Genomic DNA, 26,638 nt, shown 5'->3' on the forward strand with positions numbered 1-26,638 from the left:
GCGCATGATGTGGCTTATGTCCTTTATGCCCTAGTCGACCCTACATCGGCGCGTGCGAAAGCGAGTTCAAGCCCCGCCGTCACGCCTCCGCTCGGGATCGACACCGGGAGCGGCATGCGCGAGATAGGCGAGCCGCCGCACTTCGCGCCGCCCGCGCACCACCGTATCGAGGATAAGCCCGGCAAAGATGTTGAGCGCGGCGAGGATCGTGAGCCCCGTCACCAGCACCGCTGTCGGCAGGCGCGGCACCAGATGCGTGTGCATGTAGGTGAGGATCAGCGGCACCGCGAGCACGAACGCGGCGAGCAGCAGCACGCCCGCGATCGCGCCGAAGAACAGCAGCGGCCGCTCGATCCGGTACAAAGTCATGATCGTGCGCGCGATGCGGATGCCGTCGCGGTAGGTGCTGAGCTTCGAGGTCGAGCCCTCCATCCGCGCGAAATAGGCGGTTTCCATCTCGCCGGTCGGCATCTTGAGTTCGAGCGCGTGGACGCTGATCTCGGTCTCGATCTCGAACCCCGCCGACAGCACCGGGAAGCTTTTGACGAAGCGGCGCGAGAAGACGCGATAGCCCGAGAAGATATCGGTGAAGCTGCGCCCGAACAGCTTCGCAAGGAAGCCGGTCATCGCCTTGTTGCCGAGCACGTGGCCGCGCCGGTACGCCGCCGTCACCTGCGTCACGCGGCTGCCGACCACCATGTCGAGTTGTTCGTCGACCAGCCGGGCGACCAGCGCCGGGGCGACGGTCGCGTCATAGGTCGCGTCGCCGTCGGCCATCACATAGACGTCGGCATCGACATCGGCGAACATGCGCCGCACGACGTTGCCCTTGCCCTGCATTCGCTCGGTCCGGACGATCGCGCCGGCGGCACGCGCCACGGCGACGGTGTCGTCCTTGCTGTTGTTGTCGTAAACGTAGATCTTCGCATCGGGCAGCGCCGCGCGGAAGCTAGCTACGGTCTGCGCGATCGCGACGCTTTCGTTGTAGCAGGGCAAAAGAACGGCGATCCGCGGACGCGCCGATTGTGCTTCATCGACCAACTATCCGACCCCCTTTTCGCTCGCCCGCCGTTTAGCCGGGTCGCCCCCCTTTCGCAAGTGCAGCAGAAGGGGTTTCGCGGTGGAGCCTTTCTACCTAAGGAGAAGGCGATGGGGGCTTGAGGATGCATGCGATGAAGATCACCCGCCTGACCGGCGTACGGCTCTTTATACCCATCTTCGGCCTGATCCTGCTCTGGCCCGCCATCCTCAATCGCGGGCCGTTCTATTTCTCCGACAGCTTCTCGTACATCTACGAGGCGGCCTCGGCGCTCAACAAGCCGCTGCACGTCGACAACGAATGGTCGCACCTCGGCGACGCGAAGGACGCGACCGTCACCGCCGCCGCCGCGAAACCACCCGCGAGCGACCTGCCCGACATCGCCTCGCCCTACCCCGCCGACAGCCACGGCGCGCCGATGACCTTGGGGCGCTCGATCTACTTCGGGCTGTTCCTGTACCTCGGCATCCTGCTGCACAGCCTGTGGCTGCCGATCGTCGTGCAGGCGCTGCTGTCGGCGGCGGTGATCGTCGGGGTGGTGCGGCACTTCGTCGATCCCGCCGATCGCCGGTTCGTGGCCGCCGCCGTGGCAGCGATCGCGCTTACGGCGATCACGCCGCTGCCATACTTCGCCTGCTTCCTGATGCCCGATGCGGTAGGCGCCTGCGCGTCGGTGGCGGCGCTGGTGCTGGCGGTCGGCTGGGCGCGCGAATCCGGCGCGGCGCGGATCGGCTGGGGCGCGGTGATCGTGTTCGGGGTCGTGTCGCACTCGGCGATCATCCTGGTGATGCTGGCGGCGGCAGGGCTGTGCGCGCTGATGGCACTGTTGCGGCGGCGCCGCGCGCTGCCTGCGATGGTGATGCTGGCAGCCGCCGCGTTCGTCGGCATCGGCAGCGAGGCGGCGTTCGTCGGGCTTGTCGAGCGATCGACCGGACGCCCCCCGGTGCGTATCCCGTTCCTCACCGCCCGGCTGGTCGCCGATGGGCCGGGGATGGACTATGTCAACGCCACCTGCCCGCAGAGCGGGTTCGTGCTGTGCAAGTTCCGCCAGCGCCTGCCGCAGGGCAGCGACGACTTCCTGTGGAGCAAGACCGGCGTGTTCAGCCCGGCCTCCCCGGGCGCACAACGCGCGCTGTCCGCCGAGCAGACCCGCTTCGCGCTTGCCGTGCTGACGCATGATCCGGTCGGCACCGTGACGGCTTTCGTGCGCGATACGCTGAGCCAGGTCGGCATGGCACAACTGCCCGAGTTCAATTACTCGGCCTCGCAGATCCACGATCTCCACCAGAACCTGCCGCCCCAGATGCGCGCGGAGATCGCGCAGACCGCTGCCGCCAACGATATGATGCCGACGGGGCTGGTTTCGGCGCTGGTGTGGCCGATCACCGCGTTGTCGGTGCTGGTGCTGCTCGCGACCTTCGTCGTCGCGCGACTGGCCTATGCGCGCTGGTATGCGGGTGGCGCTATCGTGCTGATGCTGGTCAACGCGGTGCTGTTCGGCTGCCTGTCGACCCCGCACCACCGGTACGAGGCGCGGCTGATCTGGGTGCTGCCGGTGTTCGCGCTGCTGGTGATCCTCGGCGACCGGGTGCGGCGCACGCCCACCGCCGCCTGACGCAGGCCTTCAGGGCAGACACGAAAAAGCCCGGCGCGCCTTTGGCACGCCGGGCTTTTTGCTGGCGGGGAGCGAAGCCGCCCCCCGCGATCTCAGCCGATCAGGCTTCGGTCTTCTTCGCCGCAGCCTTCTTCGCCGGCTTCTTCGGCTCGGACGGAGCCGCCTCGCCGTCCTGACCCTCGACCGGCTCGGCCGCCTTCTTCTTCGCGGGCGCCTTCTTGGTCGCGGCCTTCTTGACCGGCTCGGCAGCGACCGGCTCGGCCGAAGCCGTGTCCGCCGAATCGTCCGCCTTCACCTCGGCAGCCGCGTCGTGATCGTGCGCATGGTCGTGACCGGCATGATCATGATCGTGGTCATGGTCGCCATGATCGTGGCCTTCATGGTCATGATCGTGGTCATGGCTATGCATGTGCGTGCCGCTGGCGAAACCGTCCTCGCTCTCGATCGCGGCCTGAAGCTCCTCGCGCGTCACTTCGCGGTCGGTGATCTCGGCCTTCTCGAACAGGAAGTCGACGACCTTGTCCTCGTACAGCGGCGCACGAAGCTGGGCGGCCGCCATCGGCTCCTGCTGGACGTACTGGAGGAAGCGCTGGCGATCCTCGGGGCCGTACTGCTGCGCGGCCTGCGCGATCAGACGGTTCATTTCCTGCTGCGTCACCTCGACGCCGTTCGCCTGACCGATCTCCGACAGGAGCAGGCCGAGCCGCACGCGGCGTTCCGCGATCGCGCGGTAATCGTCGCGCTCCTTCTCCATCTCCTCGAGCGCGGCGGCCGGATCGGCCTCGTGCGTCGCTTCGTGCTGGAGCTGCTGCCAGATCTGGTTGAACTCGGCCTCGACCATCGTCGGCGGCACTTCGAAGTCATGCCCCTCGGCGAGCTGGTCGAGCAGCTTGCGCTTCATGTGCGTGCGCGTCAGGCCGTTCAGCTCCTGCTCGATCTGGCCCTTGAGCAAGCCCTTGAGCTGCTCGAGGCTTTCGAGGCCGAGCGAGGTGGCGAGCGTGTCGTCGATCACGGTCTCGCCCGGGGTCTGCACCTTCTTGGCGGTAATCTCGAACGTGGCGGGCTTGCCGGCGAGGTTCTCGGCCGGATAGTCCGCCGGGAAGGTCACGTTGAGCACGCGATCCTCGCCCACCTTCACGCCGACGAGCTGATCCTCGAAACCGGGGATCAGGCGGCCCGAGCCGATCTCGACGCCCATGTCGGTGCCGGTGCCGCCCTCGAACGCGACGCCGTCCTCGGTCTTGCCGACGAAATCAACCGTGACGAGATCGCCCTGCGCGGCCTCATGGCCCTCGGCCGCGTCGTCCCACTTCTTCTGCTGCTCGGCGAACTTGGCGACCTGGGCGTCGACTTCTTCCTCACCGGCCGGCACCGTCAGGCGCTCCAGCTTGAGACCGTCGATCGAGGGCGCGGGCACGTCGGGCAGCACTTCGAGCGCGACCTTGATCTCGGCATCCTTGCCGATCTCGAAACCCTCGTCGAGGCTCACCGACGGCTGGATCGCCGGGCGCAGCCGCTGCTCCGCGATCAACGTCTGGATGCCTTCCTGGATCGCGGTGTTGAGCGCGTCCTGCGTCAGCGCCGGGCCGTGCATTTTCCGCACGAGGTTGGCGGGCACCTTGCCGGGGCGGAAGCCTGGCATCTTGATCTGCGGGGCGACACGCTTCAGCTCGGCATCGACCTTCGAGTCGATCTCGGCGGCCGTAATGGTGAGGGTGTAGGCGCGCTTCAGCCCCTCGTTGAGCGTTTCGACAGTCTGCATGGGTCTCTCGGGCCTCTTCGCGAATCAGGATCGCGGCGCCCCTCACGCTCGGCGGGTCCTGGTGCGGGCGAAGGGACTCGAACCCCCACATCTTGCGATGGCAGGACCTAAACCTGCTGCGTCTACCAGTTCCGCCACGCCCGCATGGGACACCGCCGGTGTGGGGGGCGTCTATAGCAAGGATCGGCGGCGGAGCAAGCGTGCTGACATCTTCGTGAAACTTAGCGGCGGGGCGGTTCGTTTGGTGCGGTGAAGGAGAGTTCCCATGGCGACTACGCCCCCGACCGAATTGCCCCCGCAGCCGAGCGAGCCCGCATCGCCCGACACCGCTCCGCCGGAAGTATCACCGACGACGCCCGACATCGACGTGCCCGCGCCGCTTCCCACGGGCGACCCAGGCGTCGTCCCCGCCTCGCCCACCGATCTCGGAGATTTCGCATGAACGCCCCGCAATCGCCCGACGCCTATCCGCCGCGCAAGGACGAGCGCAGCGACATCCAGCAGATCGTCGAAGCGCGCAAGGACGCGGTCGAGCGCGGCGAAGGCGGCCAGGAGCCCGATCCGCTCACGCGCCAGGGTGATGCCGACGGCGTCGGCGGCACCGGCGGCGTGGTGAAGAATCAGGACAGCGACGCGCAGTAAGCTCGTTATCGGCGGGCGTGATCGGTCCCAGGTCGCGCCCGTCAGCGCTGTGCAGCAGCGTCCGGCCAGTGTCGCTCCGCGAACTGCACGGCGTTGCGTTTCAACCCCTGCACCAGCGCCTCGGCGGCCTCTTCCGTATCCGGCGCGAGCTCGTAATCGGTGTCGACCGTCTCCTGGGCGATGTTCGAGCGGGTCGTCCGATCGAGAATATCCCAGATCACGCGCACATGCCCGTGACCGCTCAGCGCGTGGCGATGCGTCAGTGAGACGGCGATGCCCCACGTTCGCTGGCATGCGGTCAGCGACACGTCCGCCACCGTCGCGACGATCCGGAAGCGTGGGGCGGCGGCGGGCTCCACAAAACCGTCATCCGCGGTGTCGACGCGTACCGGCGCAGCGTCTCGAAGCGCCGTGGTTACGGCGGCGGTCGCATTGTCCATGCCTGCACGCGCATCCCGCCACGTGAAGCTGCCCGCCGGCAGGCAGACCAGCCCGGCCCGGCGCGCGCCCAAACGGCGCGTCGCCTTGAAGTCGGCCCGAACCGCGGCCAGCACGTAATGCTCCTTCGGCCCGGAAACGGCGGGCGTTTGCGTGGCATGCGGAGGCGCAGTCAGCATCGACGCGAGCGCGGCAGCCGCACACAGTTTCACGCCGGACAGGGTCACTCCGCCGACAACCGCCGCGCGCTGACCACGGTAACGGGCGTTTCAGGCACTTGCCCCTGGAACGCCCCGCGCCGCGTTGCGCTCGGCGAGACGGGGGCGTCGAGGATCTTGACCACCACGTCCATACCCTCGACCACGCGCCCGAACGCGGCATAGCCCTGCCCGTCCTCGGGCTGGCCGTGGCCGGCGTCGAGCGAGGGTTGCTGATCGCCCACGCTGATCGTGAAATCGCCGCGCGCAGTGCCGAGGCCAAGACGCGCGACCGAGATCGTGCCGTCGGTGTGGTGCAGCCCGGTCAGCGTGGTCGGCTCGTGCTTGATCGGCGGCAGCGTGCGTTTGGCGTCGCCGTCGGTGCCGAACTGGACGAAGCCGAATTGATCGGCGACCTTCACGTCGCGGTAGAACACCACGCCGTCGAGCTTCTTCCCATCGACATAGCGCAGGAAATTGGCGGCGGTGATCGGTGCCTTGACCGTCTCCAGTTCGATGACGATGCGGCCGACGCTCGTCTCCAGCGCGACGCGCGGCAGCGCCGGTGCGGGCGTCGCGGTCGCGACCGGCGCGGGCGATGCGGAGGTCTGCGCGCCCGCAGGCAGCGCGACCGCTGCCAGCAGCGCGGCGATCACCAGCCGCCGCATCATGCCAGCGCGGTCTTGAGCAATTCGTTGACCACCTGCGGGTTGGCCTTACCGCCCATCGCCTTCATCGTCTGGCCGACGAAGAAGCCGAACAGCACCTCCTTGCCGCCCTTGTACTGCGCAACCTTGTCGGCGTTCTTGGCCAGCACGTCGGCGATCACCGCCTCGATCGCGCCGGTGTCGCTGGTCTGCTTGAGCCCGCGTTCCTCGACGATCGCGCCCGCGCCCTGCCCGGTTTCGAGCATGATCTCGAACACCTGCTTGGCGAGCGTGCCCGACAGCGTGCCGTCCGCCACGAGGCCAAGCAGTTCCGCCGCCTGTGTGGGGCTGACGGGAGAGGTCTCGATGCTCTTGCCGGTACGGTTGAGCGCGCCGAACAGCTCCGAGGTCGTCCAGTTCGCCGCCGCGACCGGCTTGGCGCCCGCCTCCAGCAACGCATCGAACCAGCGCGCCGCCTCGACTTCCGCCGTCAGCACCGCTGCCTGATACGGCGTGATGCCACCCGCCTCGTAGCGCTTGCGCTTGGCGTCTGGCAGTTCGGGCAGGCTCGCGCGGCATTCCTCGAGGAACGCATCGTCGAGTTCGAGCGGCAGCAGATCGGGATCGGGGAAGTAGCGGTAATCGTGCGCATCTTCCTTCGAGCGCATCGAACGCGTCTCGTTGCGATCGGGATCGTACAGGCGGGTTTCCTGCACGATGCGGCCGCCGGATTCGATCACCTCGACCTGACGCTTGGCCTCCTGCTCGACCACCGCCATTACGAAGCGCACCGAATTGACGTTCTTCGTCTCGGTGCGGGTGCCGAATTCCGCGCCGGGCTTGCGCACCGAGACGTTGACGTCGGCGCGCATCGAGCCCTGATCCATATTGCCGTCGCACGATCCGACATAGCGCAGGATAGAGCGCAGCTTGGCGAGATACGCGCCCGCCTCCTGCGGCGAGCGCATGTCGGGCTTGGAGACGATCTCCATCAGCGCGACACCCGAGCGGTTGAGATCGACATAGGATCGCGTCGGATGCTGGTCATGCATCAGCTTGCCGGCATCCTGCTCGACGTGGATGCGCTCGATGCCGATCGTCTTGACGCTGCCTTCCGGGTTCTTGTCGTCGAGGTTGATGTCGAGCGAACCCTCGCCGACGATCGGGTGATAGAGCTGGCTGATCTGATAGCCCTGCGGCAGATCGGCGTAGAAGTAGTTTTTCCGGTCGAACCGCGACCATTTGTTGATCTTGGCGTCGATCGCCATGCCGGTGCGAACCGCCTGACGGATGCACTCGCGGTTGGGCACCGGCAACATGCCAGGCATCGCCGCATCGACCAGGCTGACCTGCGTGTTCGGCTCCGCGCCGAACGCGGTGGCCGCGCCGGAGAACAGCTTGGCGTTGGAAGTAACCTGCGCATGGACTTCGAGGCCGACCACGACCTCCCACTCGCCGGTTTCGCCTGTGATCGTGTAGGTGGATTCCGTCATGGTCATCATCCGCTGGGCTGGTGTCTTGCGCGACCGTCCAGCCAAAAATCACTCAGGCCCGCTGAAGCTCAGCGGCGCCTGATTACCACCAAGCCTCAGGCCGCGCCACGAAGCCGGCGCGCTGCTCGATGGCAAGTCCGGCGTTGAGCACGCCTTGCTCGTCGAGCGGTCGGCCGATGATCTGCAAGCCCAGCGGCAACCCCTGCGCGTCGAGGCCACCCGGCACGCTCATCGCCGGCAGGCCGGCGAGCGAGGCGGGCACGGTGAACACGTCGTTGAGGTACATCGCGATCGGATCGGCCTGCTTCTCGCCGAGCGCGAAGGCGGCCGACGGTGCGGTCGGCGTCAGCAGGTAATCGCACTTCTCGAACGCCTGTTCAAAATCGCGTGCGATCAGCGTGCGGACCTTGGAAGCCTGCGTGAAATACGCGTCGTAGAAACCGGCCGACAGCACATAGGTGCCGATCATGATGCGGCGCTTGACCTCGTCGCCGAAACCGGCGGCGCGGGTGGCGGCGTACATATCCTGAAGGTTGGCGCCCTCGGGCAGATCGCGCAGGCCGAAGCGCACGCCGTCGTAGCGCGCGAGGTTCGATGACGCCTCGGCGGGCGCGATGATGTAATAGGCCGGCAGCGCGTATTTGGTGTGCGGCAGCGACACCTCGACGATCTCCGCGCCGGCATCGCGCATCCACTGGATGCCCTGCTGCCACAGCGCGTCGATCTCAGGCGGCATGCTGTCGACGCGGTATTCCTTGGGGATGCCGATCGTCTTGCCCTTGAGATCGGGCGAGAGACCCGCTTCCCACTTTGGCACCGGCAGATCGAGCGAGGTCGCGTCCTTCGCATCGAAGCCAGTCATCGCCTCCAGCATGATCGCGCAGTCGCGCACGTCGCGCGCCATCGGCCCGGCCTGATCGAGCGACGACGCGAACGCCACCACGCCCCAGCGCGAGCAGCGGCCATAGGTCGGCTTGATGCCGGCGATGCCGGTGAAGGCGGCGGGCTGGCGAATCGAGCCGCCGGTATCGGTGCCGGTCGCCGCCGGGCACAGCCGCGCCGCGATCGCCGAGGACGAACCGCCCGACGAACCACCCGGCGCGAGCGCCGCATTGCCGCCGTCGTTCCTGCGCCACGGCGAGATGACGTTGCCGAACGCCGAGGTCTCATTGGACGAGCCCATCGCGAACTGGTCCATGTTTAGCTTGCCGAGCATCCCCGCGCCCGCCGCGAACAGCTTGCCCGACACGGTCGATTCGTAGGTCGGCGTGAAGCCTTCGAGGATCAGGCTGGCGGCAGTCGCCGGCACGCCCTTGGTGCAGAACAGATCCTTCATGCCGATCGGCACGCCGGCGAGCGGCTTGAGATCCTCGCCCGCAGCCTTTGCCGCATCGGCGGCATCGGCGGCGGCGAGCGCGTGGTCGGGTGTCTCGACCAGGAAGGCGTTGAGCGCCTTGGCCGCGCTCACGCGTCCGATGAACGCCTGCGCCACGTCGCGCGCGGAGAAGCTGCCGTCGCGCACGCCGTCGCGGATCGCGGCGACGCCGAGGTCGGTAAGGTCGGTCATGCGAAAGTTCCCGTCGCCCCGGCGCAGGCCGGGGCCGTTGTGTAATTTGGCGAGCCGCTCGTGCGAAACGCAGCGGCCCCGGCCTGCGCCCGGGCGACGAGCTTTGCGGTCATCATTCGATCACCTTCGGCACGGTGAAGAACCCGTGCTCGGCCTCCGGCGCATTCGCCAGCACCAGATCCCGCACGTTGCCGTCGGTAACGACGTCGTCGCGCAGGCGCAGGTGGTTGGGGATCACGGCGGTCATCGGCGCGACGTCGGCGGTGTCGACCTCGCCGAGTTGCTCGATCCAACCCATGATGTTGTCCAGTTCCGGCGCAAGCCGGGCGGCGTCTTCCTCGGAGATGGCGATGCGCGCGAGGCTCGCGATCTTCTTCACGGTGGCGATATCGACTGACATGGCCAAGCGGCTAGCATCGCCGGCGCGGACCATCAACCTCCCCACGGCGATTGCACTCCGCGCAGGCTTGGGCCAACCATTCGGCACTTGCGCGCCACGGCGGCGATGCTGCACTGCACAACGGAGCACTACGCCCTCATGGCACGGAAGTTTCTGTATGCGTTTGCCGTCCTCATCATGCTGACGGTCGCGGGCGGCTTCGCCTTCAACTATTTCCCCAATCTGCTGATGCGCATGGCGCTGGTGCCGGGTGGCAGCGTCGATGCGCCCTCGCCTCCGCCGTCCTATGCCGATGCGAAGATGTGGCTGGCGCGGCCCGACAAGCCGGGCAACCCGGCGCTATGGGCGCCCGCCGGTTACAAAGCCGGTGCCGATCCGCGGGCGGCGGTGTTCTTCATCCACCCGACGTCGTACCTCACGCGCGCACACTGGAACGCCCCGCTCGATGACGCCGAGGCGAACGCGCGCGCTGCGATCTTCCTCAAGGGGCAGGCGAGCGCGTTCAACGAGGTCGGCGCGGTATGGGCGCCGCGCTACCGGCAGGCGGCGTTCGGCGCGTTCCTGACCACGCAGGCTAATGCGCAGAAGGCGCTCGATTTCGCCTATCGCGACGTGGTTGCCGCTTTCGACGCGTTCGTGGCGCAGGCGGGCGACCGGCCGATCATCCTCGCCGGCCATTCGCAGGGCGCGCTCCACCTGTCGCGGCTGCTGCGCGAGAAGATCGCCGGCACGCCGCTCGCGAAGCGGATCGTCGCCGCGTACGTGATCGGCTGGCCGGTGTCGCGCACCGCCGATCTGCCGCTGATGGGGCTGCCCGAGTGCAAGGCGGCGGATCAGTCCGGCTGCATCCTGTCGTGGCAGAGCTTCGCCGAGCCGGCCGAGCCCTCGCTGATCCTCGACACCTACGATGCCTCGACCGGCTTCACCGGCGCGAGCCGCAAGGGCAGCGCGATGATCTGCACCAACCCGCTGACCGGCACGCCAGACGCCGCCGCGCCGGCCAGCGCCAATCTCGGCACGCTCTACCCGTCGAGCGACCTCAGCACCGCCGACATTGCAACCGGGCGGGTCGGCGCGCGGTGCGTGGGGCGCGGCCTGCTGTCGATCGGCGCGCCGCCGGTCGGGCTCGGCGGGTACGTGCTGCCGGGCAACAACTATCATGTGTACGATTACAGCCTGTTCTGGGCGAACGTGCGCGCCGATGCCGTGCGTCGGCTGAAGGCGTTCAGGGCGCATTGATCCGCCCCCTTGCCCCGCGTTAGGGAGGCGGAGATGATTACCACCGACCGTCTCGCCTTTCGCGACGCCCTTCCCGACGGCGGCCGGCTGCTCGGGCTGGACGTCGGCACCAAGACGATCGGCACCGCGCTGTGCGATGCCGGCTGGAGCTTCGCCTCGCCCGCGCTGCTGATCCGCCGCACCAAGTTCACCGCCGACAAGATCGCGCTCGTCGCCCTGATCGGCGAGCAGCATGTCGCCGGGCTTGTCATCGGCCTGCCGATCAACCTGGACGGGACCGAGAGCCCGCGTTCGCAGAGCACCCGCGCCTTTGCGCGCAACCTCGCCGATCTCGCGCTGCCGATCCTGCTGTGGGACGAACGCTGGTCGACCCAGGCGGTCGAGCGGCAGATGATCGCGGAGGACATCAGCCGCGCCAAGCGTGCCGAACGCGTCGACAAACTCGCCGCCAGCTACATCCTGCAAGGCGCGATCGACGCGCTGGTGCGACCCTAAGACTCGCATGTTCGACCAAAGTCTTACATCCACGCGATGAATCACGCGGCGCGACACGGCCCGCACGCCGCTTCTCTAAGCCAGCGTTAACCGCGCCGGGCGTACCATGCCGGCATGTGGTCCTCCCGCCTGCTCGTCACCTCGCAGATCCTTGGCGTCTTGGCGGCGTTGTCGGTGCTCGCCTTCTATCCGCCCGCCACCGGCAAGATGATCGTCCTGCCGCTGACTGATGCCGCCGCGCTGCGCCTCACGCCGCTGGCGCTGGCCGGCGGGGCGGCGTTGATCGCGACCGGTCCGGTGCGCGGCTCGCTCATCGTCGTGGGTGAGCGACGGCGGCTGGCGGCGGCGTTCGGCGGCAGCGGCGTGCTGATCCTCGCCGCGCCGCCCGCGCTGTGCGGGGCGAACGCGGAGACACGGGCGTGACCGGAATGGACGTTATCGAACTCGACCGGCTGCGTCTGCGCGGCATGGAGATCCTGGCGGTGACGGGACTTGCCAGCACAGTCGCGCTGCTGTTCGTTGGGCTGATGCTGCGCGCTGACACGACGCATGTGGTCGTGATTCTCTCCGCGCTCTCGAACGTCGCGCCGACGCTGATGGCGATCCGCGGCCGAACCGACGAGGCTGCGCGGATGCTGGTTGGCACGCTGGCGGCGGTGCAGCCTGCGCTGGGCGTGTATCTGCTCGGCGGCCATCCGTGGCAGATGGACGGGCATATGTACTTCTTCGTCGCGCTCGCGGGATTGACCGTGCTGTGCGACTGGAAGCCGATCGCGCTCGCCGCCGGGCTGATCGCGGTGCATCACCTGCTGCTCGAATATGTCGCGCCCGCGTGGGTTTTTACCGGGACGGGCAATCTCGATCGGGTCCTGATCCACGGGGTCGCGGTCGTGCTGCAATGCGCGGTGCTGAGCTATGTCACCGTCAAGCTGCGCGGCCTGCTCGTCCACCAGGCCGAGGGCAAGCAGGAGAGCGAGCGGCTCGCTGCGGAAGCGATCTCCCGCAGTCGCGAGACCGAGGCGGCGATGGCCGCCGCGCGCGCTGCCGAGGCCGGCGAAGCCGCCGAGCGCGGGCGGCGCGAAGCGATCGAAGCCGCCGCCGCCGACCGCCGCCGCGCCGAGATGCACACGCTCGCCAACGCGTTCCATGCCTCCGTGTCGGAGATCGTCCATGCGGTCGGCGCCGCGTCGACCGAACTCGAAGGCTCGGCGCGGTCGCTCAACGATCTCGCCCGCCGCGCGAGCCGCGGAACGTCGGACACCGCGCTCGTCGCCACGCAATCGTCCGAGACCGCGCAACTGCTCGCCTCGCGCATCAAGGATCTTACCGGTTCGATCGGCGCGATCGCCAGCACGGTCGACCATCAGGCGAGCCTGAGCGGCGACGCCGCGTCCATCTCAGATTCGGGGCATCAGGCGGTGATCGCGCTGGCGCAGCGATCGAGCGCGATCGCCGGTTTCGCCGGGTCGATCAGCGAGATCGCGGGACGCACCAACCTGCTCGCGCTCAACGCGGCGATGGAGGCGGCGCGCGTCGGCGACGCCGGGCGCGGCTTCGCGGTGGTCGCGCAGGAGGTGAAGCAGCTCGCCGGCCAGGCATCGGGCGCGACCGAGGAGATTCGCACCCTCGCCGGTTCGGTGATCGGCGGGGCGGATATCGCCAACGGCGCGTTGCGCGAAATCGCGTCGACCGTCGGCGCGCTGGCGCAGACCGCCAAGGCGATCCGCGCCGCCGTCGACGCGCAACGCGGCACCGCCCGGCTGATCGAGGCGACCGCCTATGACACCGCCGTCGGCGCGAGCCAGATGGTACAGCAGATCAGCGATGTCGCGGCGGTGGTCAACAACACCGAAACTTTGTCCGCGCGCGTCTCCAGCGCGGCGACGATCCTGTCGGGCACCGCGCAGGATCTGCAACAGGCGACCGAACGGTTCGTGGCGCAGTTGAAGGCGGCCTGACCCGGCTGTCGCGATCGGCCGAATGCGCGTAAGGCGGATTGATGATCCGTTCGCTGCTTTCGCCTGTTCGCGCGCTCGTCCTCGTCACCGCCTGCTGGTCCCCCGCGTGCTTCGCGCAGACGACCGATACGCCGGCCGCGCAACCCGCGCCGCCGCCACCTGGCGATACCGTTCGCCTGAGCGACGAGGAGCGCAACGCCATCCTCGATAGCAACACCGTGAGCAACGCCGCCGCCGCGCGTGGTGAAACGGGCGAGTCGGGTGGCCTGCTGCGCAACATCCACGGCGAGGTCGGCGTGATGGTCGGCTCGAACGGCACGCGTGGCGCTTACGGCGTCGCCGACATCCCGCTCGGGGATAATGCAGGGGCGACCGTGTCGTTCGAGAGCAGCCGGTATGGCGGCTATCGCCGGTCGCGCTAGAGCGGGCGCTCGTCCGCGTCCGCCCGCGCTGGCACGCACCGTTCCCAAAGCCACATCACCGCAAGCGGCATGAGCAGCATCGCCGACACGACGGAAAAGGCTTCCGAGACGGCGCCATAGCTGCCGTAAAGGCCGAGCCCACCGAAGAAGGTGAAGAACCAGGTCGCCGTCACCGCGGCGATCAAGGCGATCCGCGCCGGCCGATGCGACGCGATCGCCGGGATCGACGATGGGCAGGTGCGGACGAAAAAGTGCCCGACCAGGATCAGCGACGGCACGAACAGGAACGGGAACAGCGTCCAAACGCCGATATGCAGGCCGCTCGCGGCGATAGCGATGTCGGCATGCGTCGTGATCGCGCGGATCGGCACGTAGCTCCACACGTTGCCGACGCACATCACCATCAGCCAGTAGACGAAGGACGCCATGACGCCGCGTTCGCGCAACCGCCCGGCGACCGCACACAGGACGATGTAGAACAGCGCATTGCCGACATACGGACCCGCGAGCGCGATCACCGTAACGGCAAGACCGTGCCCGCCCGCCAGGATGGAATCGTAAGGAACATTGTCGCCGACATGCGACAGCAGCACCACATTCGCAGGGGTGAACTCGCCATAGTCGAGCGCGAGCGGGTTCGGCATATAGCCGAGCGCCCAGGCGGTGAAGCTGTGGGAATATTCATGCGTCAGATACGCCACCGCATGCGCGAGGATGACGATCACCACCGTCATCAGCGCGAAAGAGAGATTTGCCTCGTTGTGCTTCAACACTGCCCCCAAGCTCCGTTGAACGCGCGCTTTGCGGCATGGAAAGCGGGACCGCAATGGCCCTATGCGCGCGCCGCTTGCGCCCCCGCCCCACCCCGGCTAGGCAGCCGCTTTAATGCAACCGTCAGACCACCGCCCCGCTTCGCAGATCGCTGGAAGCGCCGTCTTCCCGCACCGGCACCTCACCGGCATCGACGGCCTTCAGCCGCATGAGATCATGTTCCTGCTCGACGAATCGGAGCAGTGGATCGAGGCCAATCGCAGCCGTGCCAAGAGCGACAAACGGCTGGAGGGCGTCACCCAGATCAACGCCTTTTTCGAGAACAGCACCCGCACGCTGCTGAGCTTCGAGATCGCCGGCAAGCGGCTCGGCGCGGACGTCGTCAACATGCACGCCGCGCAGTCGAGCGTGAAGAAGGGCGAGACGCTGATCGACACGGCGATGACGCTCAACGCGATGCGCGCCGACGTGATCGTCATCCGCCATATGTCGAGCGGCGCCGTGCGGCTGATCGCGGGCAAGGTCGATTGCCCGGTGCTCAACGCGGGCGACGGACAGCACGAACACCCGACTCAAGCGCTGCTCGATGCGCTGACGATCCGGCGACGGCGTGGGCACATCGCCGGGCAGACCGTGGTGATCTGCGGCGATATCCTGCACAGCCGGGTCGCGCGCTCGAACATTCTCGCGCTCACCGCGCTGGCGGCGCGCGTGCGGGTCTGCGCGCCCTCGACGCTGATGCCGGCGGATATCGAGAAGATGGGCGTGAAGGCGTACACCGATTTCGACGCGGCGCTGGAGGGGGCGGACGTGGTGATGATGCTGCGCCTCCAGAACGAACGCATGACCGGCGGTTTCATCCCCTCAAACAGCGAGTTCAACCTGCGCTACGGCCTCACGCCGAAGCGGCTCGAGCGTGCGCCCGGCGCGCTGGTGATGCACCCGGGGCCGATGAACCGGGGCGTGGAGATCGACTCGGCGGTCGCCGATCATCCCGATCAGTCGGCGATCACCGAGCAGGTCGAGATGGGCGTGGCGGTGCGCATGGCGTGCCTGGACGTGCTGACCCGGCGGTCGCGCGGTGTGGAGGGTTGGGCATGAGCCGCACGCTGGCGCTCCTCAACGCGACGCTCGTCTGTCCGCAAGCTGGCGTATTCAAGGGCGGCGTGCTGATCGCGGGCGATCGCATCGCCGCGACCGGCACCTTCGCGGTGCCCGACGACGCCGAGACGATCGACTGCAAGGGCAAAGTGCTTGCGCCCGCGATCGTCGATCTCGGCGTGTTCTCGATCGACCTGCCTGCCTTCCACAAGGGCGGCATCGTCCGCGTCGGGTTGATGCCCGATCAGCGGCCGGTGCTCGACAATCCCGGCCTCGTCCAGCGCGCCGCACTGATCGGCCGGCCCGATCTGTGGATCCATCCGATCGCCGCCGCCACGCGCGGGCTCGTCGGCAAGGATCTCGCCGAAATGGCGATCAACCGCGAGGCCGGCGCGCGCGCGGTCGGCACCGGCGCGGGCTGGATCGCCGACTCGGGCGTGATGCGCAAGGTGCTCGCCTATGCGGGCGATCTCGGGCTGACCGTGATCGCGCATGCCGAGGATGCCGGCATCGTCGGCGGCGCGGTCGCCACCGCCGGCGAGACCGCGACGCGGATGGGCCTGCCCGCCGCCCCCGCCATCGCCGAGCCGCTCGCCATCGCGCGCGACCTGATGCTGGCGGAGGAGACCGGCGCGCCGCTCCACATCCGCCAGGTGACGACCGCCGCCGGGTTCGATCTGGTGCGCGCGGCCAAGCGGCGCGGCGTGCGGGTGACGTGCGGCATCACGCCTGCGCACCTGTTCCTCTCCGACATTGCGATGAGCGATTTCCGCACCTTCGCCCGCCTCTCGCCGCCCTTGCGCGCCGAAAGCGACCGCAAGGCCGCGCTCGCGGCGGTGGCGGACGGGACGATCGACGTGCTGTGTTCGGGCCACGACCCGCAGGGGCCGGAGGAGAAGCGCCTGCCCTTCGCCGATTCGGCACCGGGCATGGCGGGCGCGGAGACATTGCTCGCGCTCGCGCTAGGGCTGGTGCGCGAGGAGCTGGTGACGATCGACCGCTTGTTCGCTTTGCTGTCGCACAATCCGGCCAAGGTGCTGGGCGTGGCGACCGGTACGCTGACGCCCGGCGCGCCCGCCGATCTGCTGCTGTTCGACGAACATGCGCCGTGGCGGATCGATTCGGATCAGATGGCGGCGAAGGCCGGCAACACGCCGTTCGACGGGCTGCCGGTGCAAGGCAAGGTGCTGCGGCTGTTCAAGGGCGGCGCGGCGCTGGTGTGATCCACGCAGCGCCGGCGGCGGCGTGGCTCAGCGCGAGGCGAGTTCGCGACCCGGCTTGACCCAGTTCGCGACCTGATCGCCCGCGCCCGCACGCACGAAGCAGCGCCCGCCGCTCGCGCGGTAGGACAGGCACAGTTTGACCGCATCCGCGCGCGTGTAGCCGCCGACCGACAGGCGGTAGAAGCTGCCGCTCGCGGTCTTGAACGGCGTGCCCTGCGGCATGTGGCCCGAGAAGGTCGGGAAGGTGCGGGTGGCGCGCTTCCACGCATCGCGCGCGACCCCGGCGCTGTCATAGGCGCCGAGCTGGACGTAGAACGTGCCGCTGGCGAGCGCGACCGGCGTGTCGTCCGCCTTGGCGACGGCGACCTTGGCGACGGCGGTATGCTCCAGCGTGCGCGCGACCTTTGGCGCGGGGGCGGCGGGCAGCGGTTGTGCGACTTCGCTGCGCGCCGCGAACTGCACGGCAGGCACGCCGGTGTCGATCGAGGGAGCGAGAACGGGCGCGGCCGGAGCCGGCGCAGCAGCGGCGACCTCGACCGGTGCGGGCGCGGGCTCCACCGGCGCGGCGCTCGCCACAGCGACCGGCGCATCGGCGAGCGCGAGCGCGACGGGACGCCCCTTGTCCGCGACCGGCGTCACGCCAAGCAGCGACGCGACCTGATCCGACGCGCCCTTCGGGCGCGCGAACACGGCCCACTCGAGGATGCGCTTGTCTGCATCGGCTGGCGCGAGATCGAGCCCGACCACCTGCCGCGCCTCCGACCAGCGCCCGGCGAGCGCGAGGCTGAGCGCGAGGTTCTGGCGGATCTTGGTGCCGCCGGCATCGGTGCGCGCCGCCGCCGCGAGCAGATCGACCGCCGCCGCCGGGTTGCCTGCCAACGCAACCGCAAGGCCGCGATCGCCGACCGGAATCGCGTCCGCATGCGAATCGAGCGTCTTGCGCGCCGCGCCCCAGTCTCCGGTGGCGATCTGCATCAGCGCGAGGTTGAGCGCGGCCTTGCCGTTGCCCGCGTCGAGCGAGAGCGTATCGGCGAACGCATCGCGTGCCGAGGTAAAGCGGCCAGCCTTGAGGTAGCTCTGGCCGAGCAGCATGCGGTAGTCGGCCGATTGCGGCACGGCAAGCGCGGCGCGTTCGGCGTGGCTCACCGCCGCGCCGGCCTTGCCGCTCGCGATCAGCGCGCGCGCCCTGGCGGCTTCGCTCTCCGCCTTGCGCGCGTCGCGCGATTCGGCGTGGCGCCCAGCAACCGCGCTCGGCACGCCCGCAGCCAGCGCGCCGCCCATCAGCAGCACGGACAGTCCCAAGGATACGGCAGACCTGGTCTTCATCGAACGCCCCCCACGGATGATCGCCTTGATCGGGCGGGCACCTGCGTTGCCAGCGCCTCGACTTCAGGAATGGTTTGAAGAAAGTGATCGAGCGCCTGCGTCAGCAACGTCTGTGCCGATACGCCGGCGACCGTCGCGGCGAGCCGCAGCCGCAGGTGCCGTTCGGCATCGAGCCGCAGCGTGAAGGCCGCGCGCGTCCTGTCGGCGGCATTGGGCTCCGGCTCGCGCGCTGGAAATTCGGCTTGAAGCGCCTGCTGCTGGAGCAGCACGGGCGGCAGCGGCGGTTCGCCCGCGCTTTCGCCCATGTCGTTCCAGCCGAGATCGTCCTCGGGCGTCAGCGCGGCGGTTTGCGGGCGCATCGCCGGGCGCGCCTGCCCCTTGCGGGCGAGCAGCCCGGAGGAGAGCGATCCGTGCCGTGCGGGGCCGCCCGTCATCTCAGCTCACCACCCGGCGGCCGAAACCGCCCGCAGGGGCGCGCTGCGCGAACGCACTCGTCGAGGCGGGGGCGGCGAACACGGTGCGGCGAAAGTTCTTTTCGAGCCGGTCGGACACATAGGTCCACAGCGCCTCGATCTCGGCGGTGGAACGGCTGCGCGCGTCGAGTTCCATCACGGTGCGGCCGTCGATCATCGAGGCGGCGAAATCGGTGCGGTGGTGGACGATCACCGGCGCGACGGTGCCGTGCTGCGACAGCGCGACGGTCGCCTCGGTGGTGATGCGCGCCTTGGGGGTCGCACCGTTGACGACGAAGATCAGCGGCTTGCCGGCGCGCTCGCACAGATCGACCGTCGCGCCGACCGCGCGGAGATCGTGGGGGCTCGGCCGCGTCGGGATGACGATCAGCTCGGCCACCGCGATCACGCTCTGGATCGCCATGGTGATGGCGGGCGGCGTGTCGATCATCGCCAGCTTGAAGCCCTGTTGGCGCAGCGCCTCGAGATCGGCGGCGAGCCGCGCGACCGTGGTCTGCGCGAAGGCCGGAACCTCGTTGCTGCGGTCGTTCCACCAGTCCGACAGCGAACCCTGTGGATCGATATCGATCAGCACGACCGGGCCCGCCCCGGCCCGTTCAGCCTGAACCGCCAGATGCCCGGACAGCGTGGTCTTCCCCGACCCGCCCTTCTGTGATGCCATCGCGAGAACGCGCATGTGCCCCTGAAACTCCCGCCTGTAGGAGTGGGTCAGTGCCACGGAATGGGTCAAGAACCGGTTAACGGGTGGTCATGCGCCCCTTTTCGGCACGCCATGCCTAACGAAATCTTTGCCTATTTTCAGGATTCGGGCTTTATCGGGCTGAAGTGGGACTAAGGGTTGGCGGGCGTATGAAGCACGGGCTTTTGATGATCGCTGCGGCGGTGGGTGCGATGGCTCTGGCCGCGCCGGCGTGCGCCGACGTGAAGGCTGGCGTCGACGCCTGGAGCCGGGGCGATTACCGCAAGGCGATCGACGAATGGCGCCCGCTCGCGATCAAGGGCGATGCCGATGCGCAGTTCAACATGGGCCAGGCGTACAAGCTCGGTCGCGGCGTGCCGGTCGACATGCCAATGGCGGAAGGCTGGTATCGCAAGGCTGCGCTGCAAGGCCATTTGCAGGCGCAGGACAATTACGGGCTGATCCTGTTCGACGAGAACAAGCGTTCGGAAGCGGTGCAATGGCTCGAAGGCTCGGCCAAACGCGGGGAGCCGCGCGCGCAGCTCGTCCTTGGCACGATGCTGTTCAACGGCGACAACGTGACGAAGGACTGGCCGCGTGCCTATGCGCTGATCCTGCGCTCCGCCGCGCAGGGCCAGCCGCGCGCGCCGCAGGTGCAGGCGCAGATGGACCAGTATCTCTCCTCCGACGATCGTCAGAAGGGTATGGCGCTCTCGCGGCAGTACGAGGCCGAGGCACAGCGCCCGCAATTGCCGCCCGAGATCGCCAGCATCGGCGCGCAGCCGACGATCCGCGGCACCGATCTGCCTGCGTCCGCCTATGATCCCAACGCCGGCCCGCCGCCGGTCGTGAACGCGCCGCGTCCGCAGCGTGAGCGGCCCGGCGCAACCTACGGTCGCCCGCCTGCGAGCTACGACACCGCCCCGATCCGCGGTAGCCGCCCCACGCCCGCCCCGGCGGTCGATCCCGCCGACGAGCCCGACGCGCTCCCGCGCGGCAACGCTCCCGATGAAACGCAGCCGCCCGCACCGTCACGCGGTCGTCCTGCGCCGCCGCCACGCCGCGCCGCGTCGGCTCCGTCGCTCGCGAGCAACGGCCGCTGGCGCATCCAGCTCGGCGCGTTCCGCGACGAGGGCAATGCGCGCAGCCTGTGGCAGTCGGTGCAGGGGCGGCTCGCCGGCTTGCAGCCGTATTACGTCAAATCGGGCGGCGTTACGCGGCTCCAGGCCGGGCCGCTCGCCTCCAGCGGCGCGGCGGCGCGCGCCTGCTCTGCCGCGCGGGTTAGCTGCGTGCCGGTCGCGCCATAAGCACGACGCTGCGACCCGCCTGATCCCCCAACCGTTCGTGTCGAGCGCAGTCGAGACACCTGCGCTCGCTCGCCTGTCCCTCGACTTCGCTCGGGACGAACGGAGCGTGTGACGTCACCGCCGCACGAAATCGGTGATCGTCTCGACCATATAGGCGATGTGATCCGGTGACAGCCCCGGATACAGCCCGATCCAGAAGGTCCGCTCGGTGACGATGTTGGCGTTGGTCAGTTCCCCCGCCACGCGATACTCGCGCCCTTTCATATAGGGCTGGCGGATCAGATTGCCGCCGAACAGCAGCCGCGTGCCGATCTTCTTCGCGTCGAGATGCTGGGTAAGATCCTCGCGCGCAAAGCCGCAATCCTCCCGCAAGGTGATCGGGAAGCCGAACCACGACGGGTCACTGTTGGGGGTCGCCTGCGGCAGGATCATCACATCCTCGAGCGGCCTCAACCCCTCGGTCAGCAACGCGAAGTTGCGCTTCCGCGCGGCGATGAACTCCTCGAGCCGGTCCATCTGCGCCAAGCCCACCGCCGCCTGCATGTCGGTGATCTTGAGGTTATAGCCCGCGTGGCCATAGGTGTATTTATGGTCGTAGCCCATCGGCAACTGGCCCAGCTTGCGCCCGAACCGCTTGCCGCAGGTATTGTCCATCCCCGGCGCGCACCAGCAGTCGCGGCCCCAGTCGCGCATCGATTCGATCACGCGCTTGAGCATCGGCTTGTCGGTGAACACCGCCCCGCCCTCGCCCATCGTGATATGGTGTGCGGGGTAGAAGCTCAGCGTGCCGATATCGCCGAACGTGCCGACGCCCTTGCCGTCATAGGTCGCGCCCAAGGCATCGCAGCAATCCTCGACCACCCACAGATCGTGCTTCTGCGCGACCCGCATCACCTCGGCGAGATCGAACGGATTGCCGAGCGTGTGCGCGATCATGATCGCGCGCGTCTTGGAGGAGACCGCCGCCTCGATCATGCTCGGCACGATGTTGTAGGTGGGAATGTCGATATCGACGAACACCGGCACCAGCCCATATTGCAGCGCCGGGTTCACCGTGGTCGGGAAGCCCGCCGCGCAGGTGATGACCTCGTCCCCCGGCCGCAGCGCATCGCCGCGCAGATAGTGCGAGGTGAGCGACGACAGCGCGAGCAGATTGGCCGACGACCCCGAATTGGTGGTGAGCGCATGCCGCACGCCGAGCCGCGCCGACAGCCGCTCCTCGAACGCAGCGTTGAAACGGCCGGTGGTCAGCCAGAAGTCGAGCGACGAATCGACCAGCATCTGCATGTCGTGCGCGCCGTACACCTTGCCCGACACCGGCACGACGCTCTCGCCCGGCACGAACGGTTTCGGCGCGTGCGGTGCCGCGGTGCGGGCATATTCGCCGACCATCTGGAGGATCGCGCCGCGCAGACCCTCCGGCCCCTGTTCGGCGACGAGGCGCGCGATTGCGGCATCGAGACCTGTGTCGAGATCGGTCTGGCTCATGCGGGCACCTTAGAAAATTTGGAGAGATAGTCGCGGATCTGGTCGAGCGTAACCGCGCGTGCGTCCGCGCCCGCACCGACCGCCTTATGCCATGCGACGATCGCGTCGATCGCCTGCGCCAGCCCCATCACCGGCCGCCAGCCGAGCGCCGCGCGCGCCTTGGCGGTATCGAGCTTGAGCAGACCGGCCTCGTGCGGCACCGCGCCGGTCCAGTCGTCGTATGCCGGCGGTACACCCCACGCCCGCGCCATGCGATCGACGATCCAGCCGACCGGCCGGGTGTCCTCCTCGGCCGGGCCGAAGTTCCACGCATCGGCGAAGGCGATGTCGCCCGCGTAGAGCCGCTCGGCGATCATCACATAGCCACCCAGCGCCTCCAGCACATGCTGCCACGGCCGCACCGCCTGTGGCGATCGGATCACCGGCGTCTCGCCCATTTCGAACGCACGCACCAGATCGGGGATCAGCCGGTCGGCGGACCAGTCGCCGCCGCCGATCACGTTGCCCGCACGCACCGACGCCAGCGCCGGCCCACGCCCGCCGTCGAAATAGGAGCGGCGATAGGCCGCGATCACCAGTTCGGCCGCGCCCTTGCTGCTGCTGTAGGGGTCGTGCCCGCCCATCGGGTCGCTCTCGCGGTAGGGCCAGACCCATTCGCGGTTCTCGTAACATTTGTCGCTCGTCACCGCGACGATCGCGCGCACGCCGCCGATCTGCCGCGCCGCCTCCAGCACATGCACCGTGCCCATCACGTTGGTGGCATAGGTCTCGACCGGATGCTCGTAGGAGTATCGCACCAGCGGCTGCGCGGCGAGGTGGAAGACGATCTCGGGCCGCGCGGCACGCATCGCGTCGCATATGGCGGCAGGGTCGCGCACGTCGCCGATCACGCTCGTCATGCCGGCACCGAGCCGCGCGAGGTCGAACAGGCTCGGCTCGGTCGCGGGCGGGAGCGCGAAGCCCGTCACCTCCGCGCCCAGCTCGGCGAGCAGCAGGCACAGCCAGCCGCCCTTGAAGCCGGTATGCCCCGTCACCAGCACGCGGCGGCCACGCCAGTCTCCGCCGATCGTCACGCCGTCCTCATGCGTTGCACGCCCCCATTGCCTTCGCCTCAAGCACAGTCCGCGATGCGAGAATATGGTTAACATCGCATCAACGCGCGACGCGCCGCAAGCGCCGCCGATCCGCCGATCCGCCGATAGCAAAGCGCGCGCCGCCGTGAGATACACGCACGACAGAACAGTTCAGGCAGGAACGATCCAAGCAATGACAATGCGCCCGCTTCTCGGCCTCGCCGCCGCTTTCTCCGCGATCGTGCTGCCGGCCGCAGCGAACGCGGACGATTCGAGCGACCTGCGCGACCAGATCCTGAAGGGCTGCAACCTCAAGCCGTGGCAATTCGCGGTACGGATCGAGCGCGGCGGCGCGGTCATCCCGCAAATCTCTCCGACGATGATCGTCGGTCAGAAGAAGTGCGTGCTTCAGATGATCGACGACTTCCGCCGCGACCAGAGCGCGACATCCTGACGCGCAGCAGGATCGCCCTGCGCGTCGGCGGGGCCGTGTATCGGCCCCGCATTTCGGTCTCTGGAAGAAGTGGTGCACCCGGAGCGATTCGAACGCCCGACCCTCAGATTCGTAGTTTTGAAGCCGCAATTTCGGTCAATTTCACCTAAGTTCCGTCAAGCGCAGATAACCGCCACTGTTCCGCACTCGTTCTGCCGGACACGTTCGCCTAGCGTTCCACCACTTTCGGCTGTAGTGATTACGCCGCGATTACGTGGAACCGAAAAGTGGCTCGTATCAAGATCACCAAGCGCGAGGTCGATAAGGCGGCAATCCCGGTCGGCAAAGATGAGCTGTATTGGGATACCGACCCGGACGGACCGCGCGGATTCGGTCTGCGGATTACCCCGAAAGGTGTGCGGTCGTATATCTACCAGTATCGCTTGCCCGGCCGGCCGGCGCGTCGGATGACGATTGGCAAGCACGGGACATGGACGCCTGATAAGGCGCGCATCAGGGCCAAGGAGCTAGCGCGCGACGTTGACAGCGGCATCGATCCCGTGGTCGCGGACCGCGAACGCCAGCGCAAGGCGATCACTCTTGAGATCAGCGCTTATGTAGACACTTTCACGGAAGGTTATCTCAAGACCGATTGGGGCGACTCTTGGCCACAGGCGCGGCGGCAGCTGGAGATGCACGTTATACCCGTGCTGAAGGGGACCGCGTTGCCGGCCATCGTGAAGTCTGACGTCAACACCGTCTTTGACAAGCTCAAGAACCGCCCTGCCCTAGCTCGCAACGTCTGGGCCGTCATGAGCAAGATGATGAATTGGGCCGCCAGGCGCGGTGACATACCCGTCTCAATTATGACGTCGATGGATGCCCCAGCCGGCGTCAGCTCCCGCAAACGCGTCCTGAGCGAAGATGAGATTCTCGCGCTATGGCGAGCCACCCTACAGCTTGCGCCACCCTTCGGAGCGTTCGTGCGCCTGCTGCTGATAACGCTGCAGCGGCGGAACGAGGTCGCTGCAGCGGCTTGGCCAGAACTCAGCCACAACGAACAGCTATGGCGTCTGCCCGGCACTAGGACAAAAAATGGGCTAGAGCATCTCGTGCCACTGTCCACGCTTGCCGTGGAAGAGCTGACTGCTTTGAAGTGGCGCCATCGGGGGCACGTTTTCACCACGACCGGTTCGAGCGCGATTAGCGGCTTTTCTAAAATGAAGAAGCGTCTTGACGGTCTGATGCTTACCGAATTGCAACGCATCGTAGACGAGCGGGCGGACGCGGCAGGTCAAGAGCGTTATGCAGTCGAGCTTGAACCTTGGCGGCTACACGATCTTCGCAGAACGGGCACGACGAGGATGCAACGCCTCAAGGTGCCGATCGAGACCACTGAGCGCGTGATCAACCATCATCAAGGCGGTGAAGCGGCGGGTATCCGTGGCATTTACAACTTGTATGAATACCAGGACGAAAAGACCGCCGCGCTAGAGGCGTGGAGCGGCTTCCTCAGGGATTTGACGAGAGAGCGAGGCGCTGACATTTCGGTGGATGATGCCTGTGAGCGATAAGTCGCGCGTTCCGGTAACGCGGCGGCCACCGCCCCCGCCCGAGGCTTCCACGATTGTTCGGACTAGCGCCACATGGCCGTTATACGTGAGCGAATGGAGCAAGCAGGGCGCTTGGTTTTGGACCGCTTCTGCACGATTAGACAAGAGACACTGGCCGCGTGATCGCCAACGGCTGCCCGACGACAGCCTAGGTGTGTCAGTATTCCTCGGAAGAGCTGTGCTAGAATTGGGTGCCGCCATGTTTCCCGATACATGGCGAGTTGAAGATCCTTCGCTCCCCTTACCTACCGGCCGCGCGGTAGTGACGGCAACGCCAACCGATGATCTAGCTGCGGACCTGTCCCGCCACAACAAAGCAACCGAGGAGGTGCGCAGGATCGACGCTTGGAAGCGGGTTAAACCCGTATTCGACGCGCTCACGGAAGCCGCAGACGCGCGCCGCCTTCAATGGCGCCACAAGGGTCCGATGGGTGTCTCGCCGATCTTGGATTGCCCAAGCGGCTGGTTTGACGGCGAAACCTTCGAGCATCTATTTTACCGGTGCCGGGTGGACCCAGATGATCCACACCGCAAAACGATCCAGCCTTGGGATACCAAGCTCCACTACCTGTTTGTCGATCGGATCGGCTTGGACCGGATGATTGATTTGGTTCGGAAGGGGAGCGGCAGCGATGGCCAGCTAGAGGCCCTGATTGAGTCTCAGGCAGCGCTAAAAACCTCAAAGGCGTCAGATCCTGGCGGCCGCCCGAGCGCTCGCCCGACGGCTTTACGGATTTACCGCGATCGGCTCGCGGCAGGTCTCACCCGAAAGAAAAAGAACGAAGAGGCGGTCGCAGTGACTGAGGAATGGACGGGTGAAGTCGCGCAACCCGCGCCAGGCACCGTTGAGGGCTTTATCACCAAATTCCATCGACAGCTTCAATTCGCCGGCCGCGCTACGAGACCAGATGCCGCCTCGGCGAAGATCGCACTCGCACTCCTCGACCAAGAGCTACAGCCGCAATTGAAATAAAAACTCGATAAACCTCAGAAACCCGAAAAACGTAGAGTTTGCCGAGTTTATCCTGTCTAAGTTCTTTGCAACGCTGACTTTTTTCGGCTGATTACTCCCGTCGTCAGGAACGCACTTCCGCGTTCTGGCATTGGCGGAGAAGCCTTCGATGCGACATGATGACGACCTACTCACCACCGACGAGATGGCAAGCGTGCGCCGAGTGCCACCGAGCCGCCTTCACAAGGAGCGCCTCACCGGCATCCAAGCCCAACCCTGGATCAA

At 67.5% G+C, this 26,638-nt stretch carries 27 protein-coding genes and 1 tRNA gene; 14 read left to right on the forward strand and 14 right to left on the reverse strand.

All coding sequences use genetic code 11. The features are described 5' to 3' along the window. Positions 1 to 66: 66 nt before the first annotated feature. On the reverse strand, positions 67 to 1,041 hold the full coding sequence (locus AC3ANX_RS12050) for a glycosyltransferase family 2 protein (protein WP_488333520.1): 975 nt from the start codon (positions 1,039 to 1,041) through the stop codon (positions 67 to 69). A 131-nt stretch (positions 1,042 to 1,172) separates the two neighbouring features. On the opposite strand from AC3ANX_RS12050, the gene AC3ANX_RS12055 reads away from it, so the two are divergent. Beyond that, positions 1,173 to 2,654, forward strand: a complete 1,482-nt coding sequence (locus AC3ANX_RS12055; RefSeq protein WP_488333521.1) for a hypothetical protein — start codon at positions 1,173 to 1,175, stop codon at positions 2,652 to 2,654. Positions 2,655 to 2,754: 100 nt separating this feature from the next. Here the strand turns inward: AC3ANX_RS12055 and tig are convergent, their stop codons facing one another. Together tig and AC3ANX_RS12065 are read right to left on the reverse strand one after the other, a co-directional pair. Next, a complete protein-coding gene (gene tig / locus AC3ANX_RS12060; RefSeq protein ID WP_488333522.1) occupies positions 2,755 to 4,416 on the reverse strand; it encodes a trigger factor in 1,662 nt (553 codons plus the stop codon). Positions 4,417 to 4,475: 59 nt separating this feature from the next. Then, positions 4,476 to 4,560, reverse strand: a tRNA-Leu gene (locus AC3ANX_RS12065). A gap of 121 nt (positions 4,561 to 4,681) precedes the next feature. Here AC3ANX_RS12065 and AC3ANX_RS12070 point away from each other — a divergent pair. Further along, complete coding sequence (locus AC3ANX_RS12070; RefSeq protein WP_488333523.1) at positions 4,682 to 4,858, forward strand: hypothetical protein; 177 nt, start codon at positions 4,682 to 4,684, stop codon at positions 4,856 to 4,858. Next, on the forward strand, positions 4,855 to 5,058 hold the full coding sequence (locus AC3ANX_RS12075; protein WP_488333524.1) for a hypothetical protein: 204 nt from the start codon (positions 4,855 to 4,857) through the stop codon (positions 5,056 to 5,058). The genes AC3ANX_RS12070 and AC3ANX_RS12075 overlap by 4 nt, the downstream gene beginning before the upstream one ends. A gap of 41 nt (positions 5,059 to 5,099) precedes the next feature. Here AC3ANX_RS12075 and AC3ANX_RS12080 read toward each other — a convergent pair whose 3' ends face one another. From AC3ANX_RS12080 to gatC, 5 genes are all read right to left on the reverse strand, one after another. Next, a complete protein-coding gene (locus AC3ANX_RS12080) occupies positions 5,100 to 5,723 on the reverse strand; it encodes a hypothetical protein (protein ID WP_488333525.1) in 624 nt (207 codons plus the stop codon). Further along, a complete protein-coding gene (locus AC3ANX_RS12085) occupies positions 5,720 to 6,364 on the reverse strand; it encodes a peptidylprolyl isomerase (RefSeq protein WP_488333526.1) in 645 nt (214 codons plus the stop codon). The genes AC3ANX_RS12080 and AC3ANX_RS12085 overlap by 4 nt, the downstream gene beginning before the upstream one ends. Beyond that, on the reverse strand, positions 6,361 to 7,833 hold the full coding sequence (gene gatB / locus AC3ANX_RS12090; protein ID WP_488333527.1) for an Asp-tRNA(Asn)/Glu-tRNA(Gln) amidotransferase subunit GatB: 1,473 nt from the start codon (positions 7,831 to 7,833) through the stop codon (positions 6,361 to 6,363). Before gatB ends, AC3ANX_RS12085 begins: the two co-directional genes overlap by 4 nt. Positions 7,834 to 7,915: 82 nt before the next feature. After that, positions 7,916 to 9,400, reverse strand: coding sequence for an Asp-tRNA(Asn)/Glu-tRNA(Gln) amidotransferase subunit GatA (gene gatA, locus AC3ANX_RS12095; RefSeq protein WP_488333528.1), 1,485 nt, complete (start codon positions 9,398 to 9,400; stop codon positions 7,916 to 7,918). Positions 9,401 to 9,512: 112 nt separating this feature from the next. Next, positions 9,513 to 9,800, reverse strand: coding sequence for an Asp-tRNA(Asn)/Glu-tRNA(Gln) amidotransferase subunit GatC (gatC, locus tag AC3ANX_RS12100; RefSeq protein WP_488336940.1), 288 nt, complete (start codon positions 9,798 to 9,800; stop codon positions 9,513 to 9,515). Positions 9,801 to 9,938: 138 nt separating this feature from the next. Here gatC and AC3ANX_RS12105 point away from each other — a divergent pair, with 138 nt between their 5' ends. The 5 genes from AC3ANX_RS12105 to AC3ANX_RS12125 all read left to right on the forward strand — a co-directional run bounded on the left by AC3ANX_RS12105 (position 9,939) and on the right by AC3ANX_RS12125 (position 13,914). Then, entirely contained in the window at positions 9,939 to 11,039 is a 1,101-nt protein-coding gene (locus tag AC3ANX_RS12105; protein ID WP_488333529.1) for a DUF3089 domain-containing protein, read from the forward strand. A gap of 33 nt (positions 11,040 to 11,072) precedes the next feature. Beyond that, complete coding sequence (gene ruvX, locus AC3ANX_RS12110) at positions 11,073 to 11,534, forward strand: Holliday junction resolvase RuvX (protein ID WP_488333530.1); 462 nt, start codon at positions 11,073 to 11,075, stop codon at positions 11,532 to 11,534. Positions 11,535 to 11,648: 114 nt separating this feature from the next. Further along, complete coding sequence (locus AC3ANX_RS12115) at positions 11,649 to 11,957, forward strand: hypothetical protein (RefSeq protein ID WP_488333531.1); 309 nt, start codon at positions 11,649 to 11,651, stop codon at positions 11,955 to 11,957. 5 nt (positions 11,958 to 11,962) lie between these two features. Further along, positions 11,963 to 13,492, forward strand: a complete 1,530-nt coding sequence (locus tag AC3ANX_RS12120; RefSeq protein ID WP_488333532.1) for a methyl-accepting chemotaxis protein — start codon at positions 11,963 to 11,965, stop codon at positions 13,490 to 13,492. A gap of 41 nt (positions 13,493 to 13,533) precedes the next feature. Further along, positions 13,534 to 13,914: a hypothetical protein gene (locus AC3ANX_RS12125; RefSeq protein ID WP_488333533.1), complete on the forward strand. Its 381-nt coding sequence runs from the start codon at positions 13,534 to 13,536 to the stop codon at positions 13,912 to 13,914. Here the strand turns inward: AC3ANX_RS12125 and AC3ANX_RS12130 are convergent. After that, complete coding sequence (locus AC3ANX_RS12130; RefSeq protein WP_488333534.1) at positions 13,911 to 14,684, reverse strand: hypothetical protein; 774 nt, start codon at positions 14,682 to 14,684, stop codon at positions 13,911 to 13,913. The genes AC3ANX_RS12125 and AC3ANX_RS12130 overlap by 4 nt on opposite strands. Positions 14,685 to 14,799: 115 nt before the next feature. On the opposite strand from AC3ANX_RS12130, the gene AC3ANX_RS12135 reads away from it, so the two are divergent. After that, positions 14,800 to 15,786 (forward strand): aspartate carbamoyltransferase catalytic subunit, encoded by a 987-nt coding sequence (locus AC3ANX_RS12135; RefSeq protein ID WP_488333535.1) that lies wholly within the window; start codon positions 14,800 to 14,802, stop codon positions 15,784 to 15,786. Next, positions 15,783 to 17,009 (forward strand): dihydroorotase, encoded by a 1,227-nt coding sequence (locus AC3ANX_RS12140; protein ID WP_488333536.1) that lies wholly within the window; start codon positions 15,783 to 15,785, stop codon positions 17,007 to 17,009. Before AC3ANX_RS12135 ends, AC3ANX_RS12140 begins: the two co-directional genes overlap by 4 nt. A gap of 27 nt (positions 17,010 to 17,036) precedes the next feature. On the opposite strand, the gene AC3ANX_RS12145 is transcribed toward AC3ANX_RS12140, so the two are convergent. The 3 genes from AC3ANX_RS12145 to AC3ANX_RS12155 are packed head-to-tail and all read right to left on the reverse strand — an operon-like array spanning position 17,037 to position 19,484. Beyond that, positions 17,037 to 18,335: an SPOR domain-containing protein gene (locus AC3ANX_RS12145; protein ID WP_488333537.1), complete on the reverse strand. Its 1,299-nt coding sequence runs from the start codon at positions 18,333 to 18,335 to the stop codon at positions 17,037 to 17,039. Then, positions 18,332 to 18,769, reverse strand: coding sequence for a hypothetical protein (locus tag AC3ANX_RS12150; protein ID WP_488333538.1), 438 nt, complete (start codon positions 18,767 to 18,769; stop codon positions 18,332 to 18,334). The genes AC3ANX_RS12145 and AC3ANX_RS12150 overlap by 4 nt, the downstream gene beginning before the upstream one ends. Before the next feature lies 1 nt (position 18,770). Further along, positions 18,771 to 19,484 carry an AAA family ATPase gene (locus tag AC3ANX_RS12155; protein WP_488333539.1) on the reverse strand — a complete coding sequence of 238 codons (714 nt, stop codon included), beginning with the start codon at positions 19,482 to 19,484 and terminating at the stop codon, positions 18,771 to 18,773. A gap of 173 nt (positions 19,485 to 19,657) precedes the next feature. Here AC3ANX_RS12155 and AC3ANX_RS12160 point away from each other — a divergent pair, with 173 nt between their 5' ends. Then, entirely contained in the window at positions 19,658 to 20,794 is a 1,137-nt protein-coding gene (locus tag AC3ANX_RS12160) for an SPOR domain-containing protein (protein ID WP_488333540.1), read from the forward strand. A 114-nt stretch (positions 20,795 to 20,908) separates the two neighbouring features. Here the strand turns inward: AC3ANX_RS12160 and rfbH are convergent, their stop codons facing one another. Then, the gene (gene rfbH, locus AC3ANX_RS12165; protein ID WP_488333541.1) at positions 20,909 to 22,282 is read right to left on the reverse strand and encodes a lipopolysaccharide biosynthesis protein RfbH; all 1,374 of its coding nucleotides are present in this window, start codon (positions 22,280 to 22,282) and stop codon (positions 20,909 to 20,911) included. Next, positions 22,279 to 23,355, reverse strand: a complete 1,077-nt coding sequence (gene rfbG / locus AC3ANX_RS12170; protein ID WP_488333542.1) for a CDP-glucose 4,6-dehydratase — start codon at positions 23,353 to 23,355, stop codon at positions 22,279 to 22,281. The genes rfbH and rfbG overlap by 4 nt, the downstream gene beginning before the upstream one ends. A gap of 199 nt (positions 23,356 to 23,554) precedes the next feature. On the opposite strand from rfbG, the gene AC3ANX_RS12175 reads away from it, so the two are divergent. From AC3ANX_RS12175 to AC3ANX_RS12185, 3 genes are all read left to right on the forward strand, one after another. Beyond that, positions 23,555 to 23,809, forward strand: a complete 255-nt coding sequence (locus tag AC3ANX_RS12175) for a hypothetical protein (protein ID WP_488333543.1) — start codon at positions 23,555 to 23,557, stop codon at positions 23,807 to 23,809. A 266-nt stretch (positions 23,810 to 24,075) separates the two neighbouring features. Further along, a complete protein-coding gene (locus AC3ANX_RS12180; RefSeq protein ID WP_488333544.1) occupies positions 24,076 to 25,362 on the forward strand; it encodes a tyrosine-type recombinase/integrase in 1,287 nt (428 codons plus the stop codon). A 238-nt stretch (positions 25,363 to 25,600) separates the two neighbouring features. Next, the gene (locus AC3ANX_RS12185; protein WP_488333545.1) at positions 25,601 to 26,374 is read left to right on the forward strand and encodes a hypothetical protein; all 774 of its coding nucleotides are present in this window, start codon (positions 25,601 to 25,603) and stop codon (positions 26,372 to 26,374) included. Positions 26,375 to 26,638: the final 264 nt, after the last annotated feature.

The organism is Sphingomonas sp. BRN-1R, from assembly GCF_057748035.1.

Coding starts and splice junctions, on each gene's coding strand:
- AC3ANX_RS12055 (WP_488333521.1), top strand. CDS start 1,173: ATGAAGATCACCCGCCTGACCGGCGTACGGCTCTTTATACCCATCTTC.
- tig (WP_488333522.1), bottom strand. CDS start 4,416: ATGCAGACTGTCGAAACGCTCAACGAGGGGCTGAAGCGCGCCTACACC.
- AC3ANX_RS12070 (WP_488333523.1), top strand. CDS start 4,682: ATGGCGACTACGCCCCCGACCGAATTGCCCCCGCAGCCGAGCGAGCCC.
- AC3ANX_RS12075 (WP_488333524.1), top strand. CDS start 4,855: ATGAACGCCCCGCAATCGCCCGACGCCTATCCGCCGCGCAAGGACGAG.
- AC3ANX_RS12085 (WP_488333526.1), bottom strand. CDS start 6,364: ATGATGCGGCGGCTGGTGATCGCCGCGCTGCTGGCAGCGGTCGCGCTG.
- gatB (WP_488333527.1), bottom strand. CDS start 7,833: ATGACGGAATCCACCTACACGATCACAGGCGAAACCGGCGAGTGGGAG.
- gatA (WP_488333528.1), bottom strand. CDS start 9,400: ATGACCGACCTTACCGACCTCGGCGTCGCCGCGATCCGCGACGGCGTG.
- gatC (WP_488336940.1), bottom strand. CDS start 9,800: ATGTCAGTCGATATCGCCACCGTGAAGAAGATCGCGAGCCTCGCGCGC.
- AC3ANX_RS12105 (WP_488333529.1), top strand. CDS start 9,939: ATGGCACGGAAGTTTCTGTATGCGTTTGCCGTCCTCATCATGCTGACG.
- ruvX (WP_488333530.1), top strand. CDS start 11,073: ATGATTACCACCGACCGTCTCGCCTTTCGCGACGCCCTTCCCGACGGC.
- AC3ANX_RS12115 (WP_488333531.1), top strand. CDS start 11,649: ATGTGGTCCTCCCGCCTGCTCGTCACCTCGCAGATCCTTGGCGTCTTG.
- AC3ANX_RS12120 (WP_488333532.1), top strand. CDS start 11,963: ATGGACGTTATCGAACTCGACCGGCTGCGTCTGCGCGGCATGGAGATC.
- AC3ANX_RS12125 (WP_488333533.1), top strand. CDS start 13,534: ATGATCCGTTCGCTGCTTTCGCCTGTTCGCGCGCTCGTCCTCGTCACC.
- AC3ANX_RS12135 (WP_488333535.1), top strand. CDS start 14,800: ATGCAACCGTCAGACCACCGCCCCGCTTCGCAGATCGCTGGAAGCGCC.
- AC3ANX_RS12140 (WP_488333536.1), top strand. CDS start 15,783: ATGAGCCGCACGCTGGCGCTCCTCAACGCGACGCTCGTCTGTCCGCAA.
- AC3ANX_RS12145 (WP_488333537.1), bottom strand. CDS start 18,335: ATGAAGACCAGGTCTGCCGTATCCTTGGGACTGTCCGTGCTGCTGATG.
- AC3ANX_RS12150 (WP_488333538.1), bottom strand. CDS start 18,769: ATGACGGGCGGCCCCGCACGGCACGGATCGCTCTCCTCCGGGCTGCTC.
- AC3ANX_RS12155 (WP_488333539.1), bottom strand. CDS start 19,484: ATGCGCGTTCTCGCGATGGCATCACAGAAGGGCGGGTCGGGGAAGACC.
- AC3ANX_RS12160 (WP_488333540.1), top strand. CDS start 19,658: ATGAAGCACGGGCTTTTGATGATCGCTGCGGCGGTGGGTGCGATGGCT.
- rfbH (WP_488333541.1), bottom strand. CDS start 22,282: ATGAGCCAGACCGATCTCGACACAGGTCTCGATGCCGCAATCGCGCGC.
- AC3ANX_RS12175 (WP_488333543.1), top strand. CDS start 23,555: ATGCGCCCGCTTCTCGGCCTCGCCGCCGCTTTCTCCGCGATCGTGCTG.
- AC3ANX_RS12185 (WP_488333545.1), top strand. CDS start 25,601: ATGTTTCCCGATACATGGCGAGTTGAAGATCCTTCGCTCCCCTTACCT.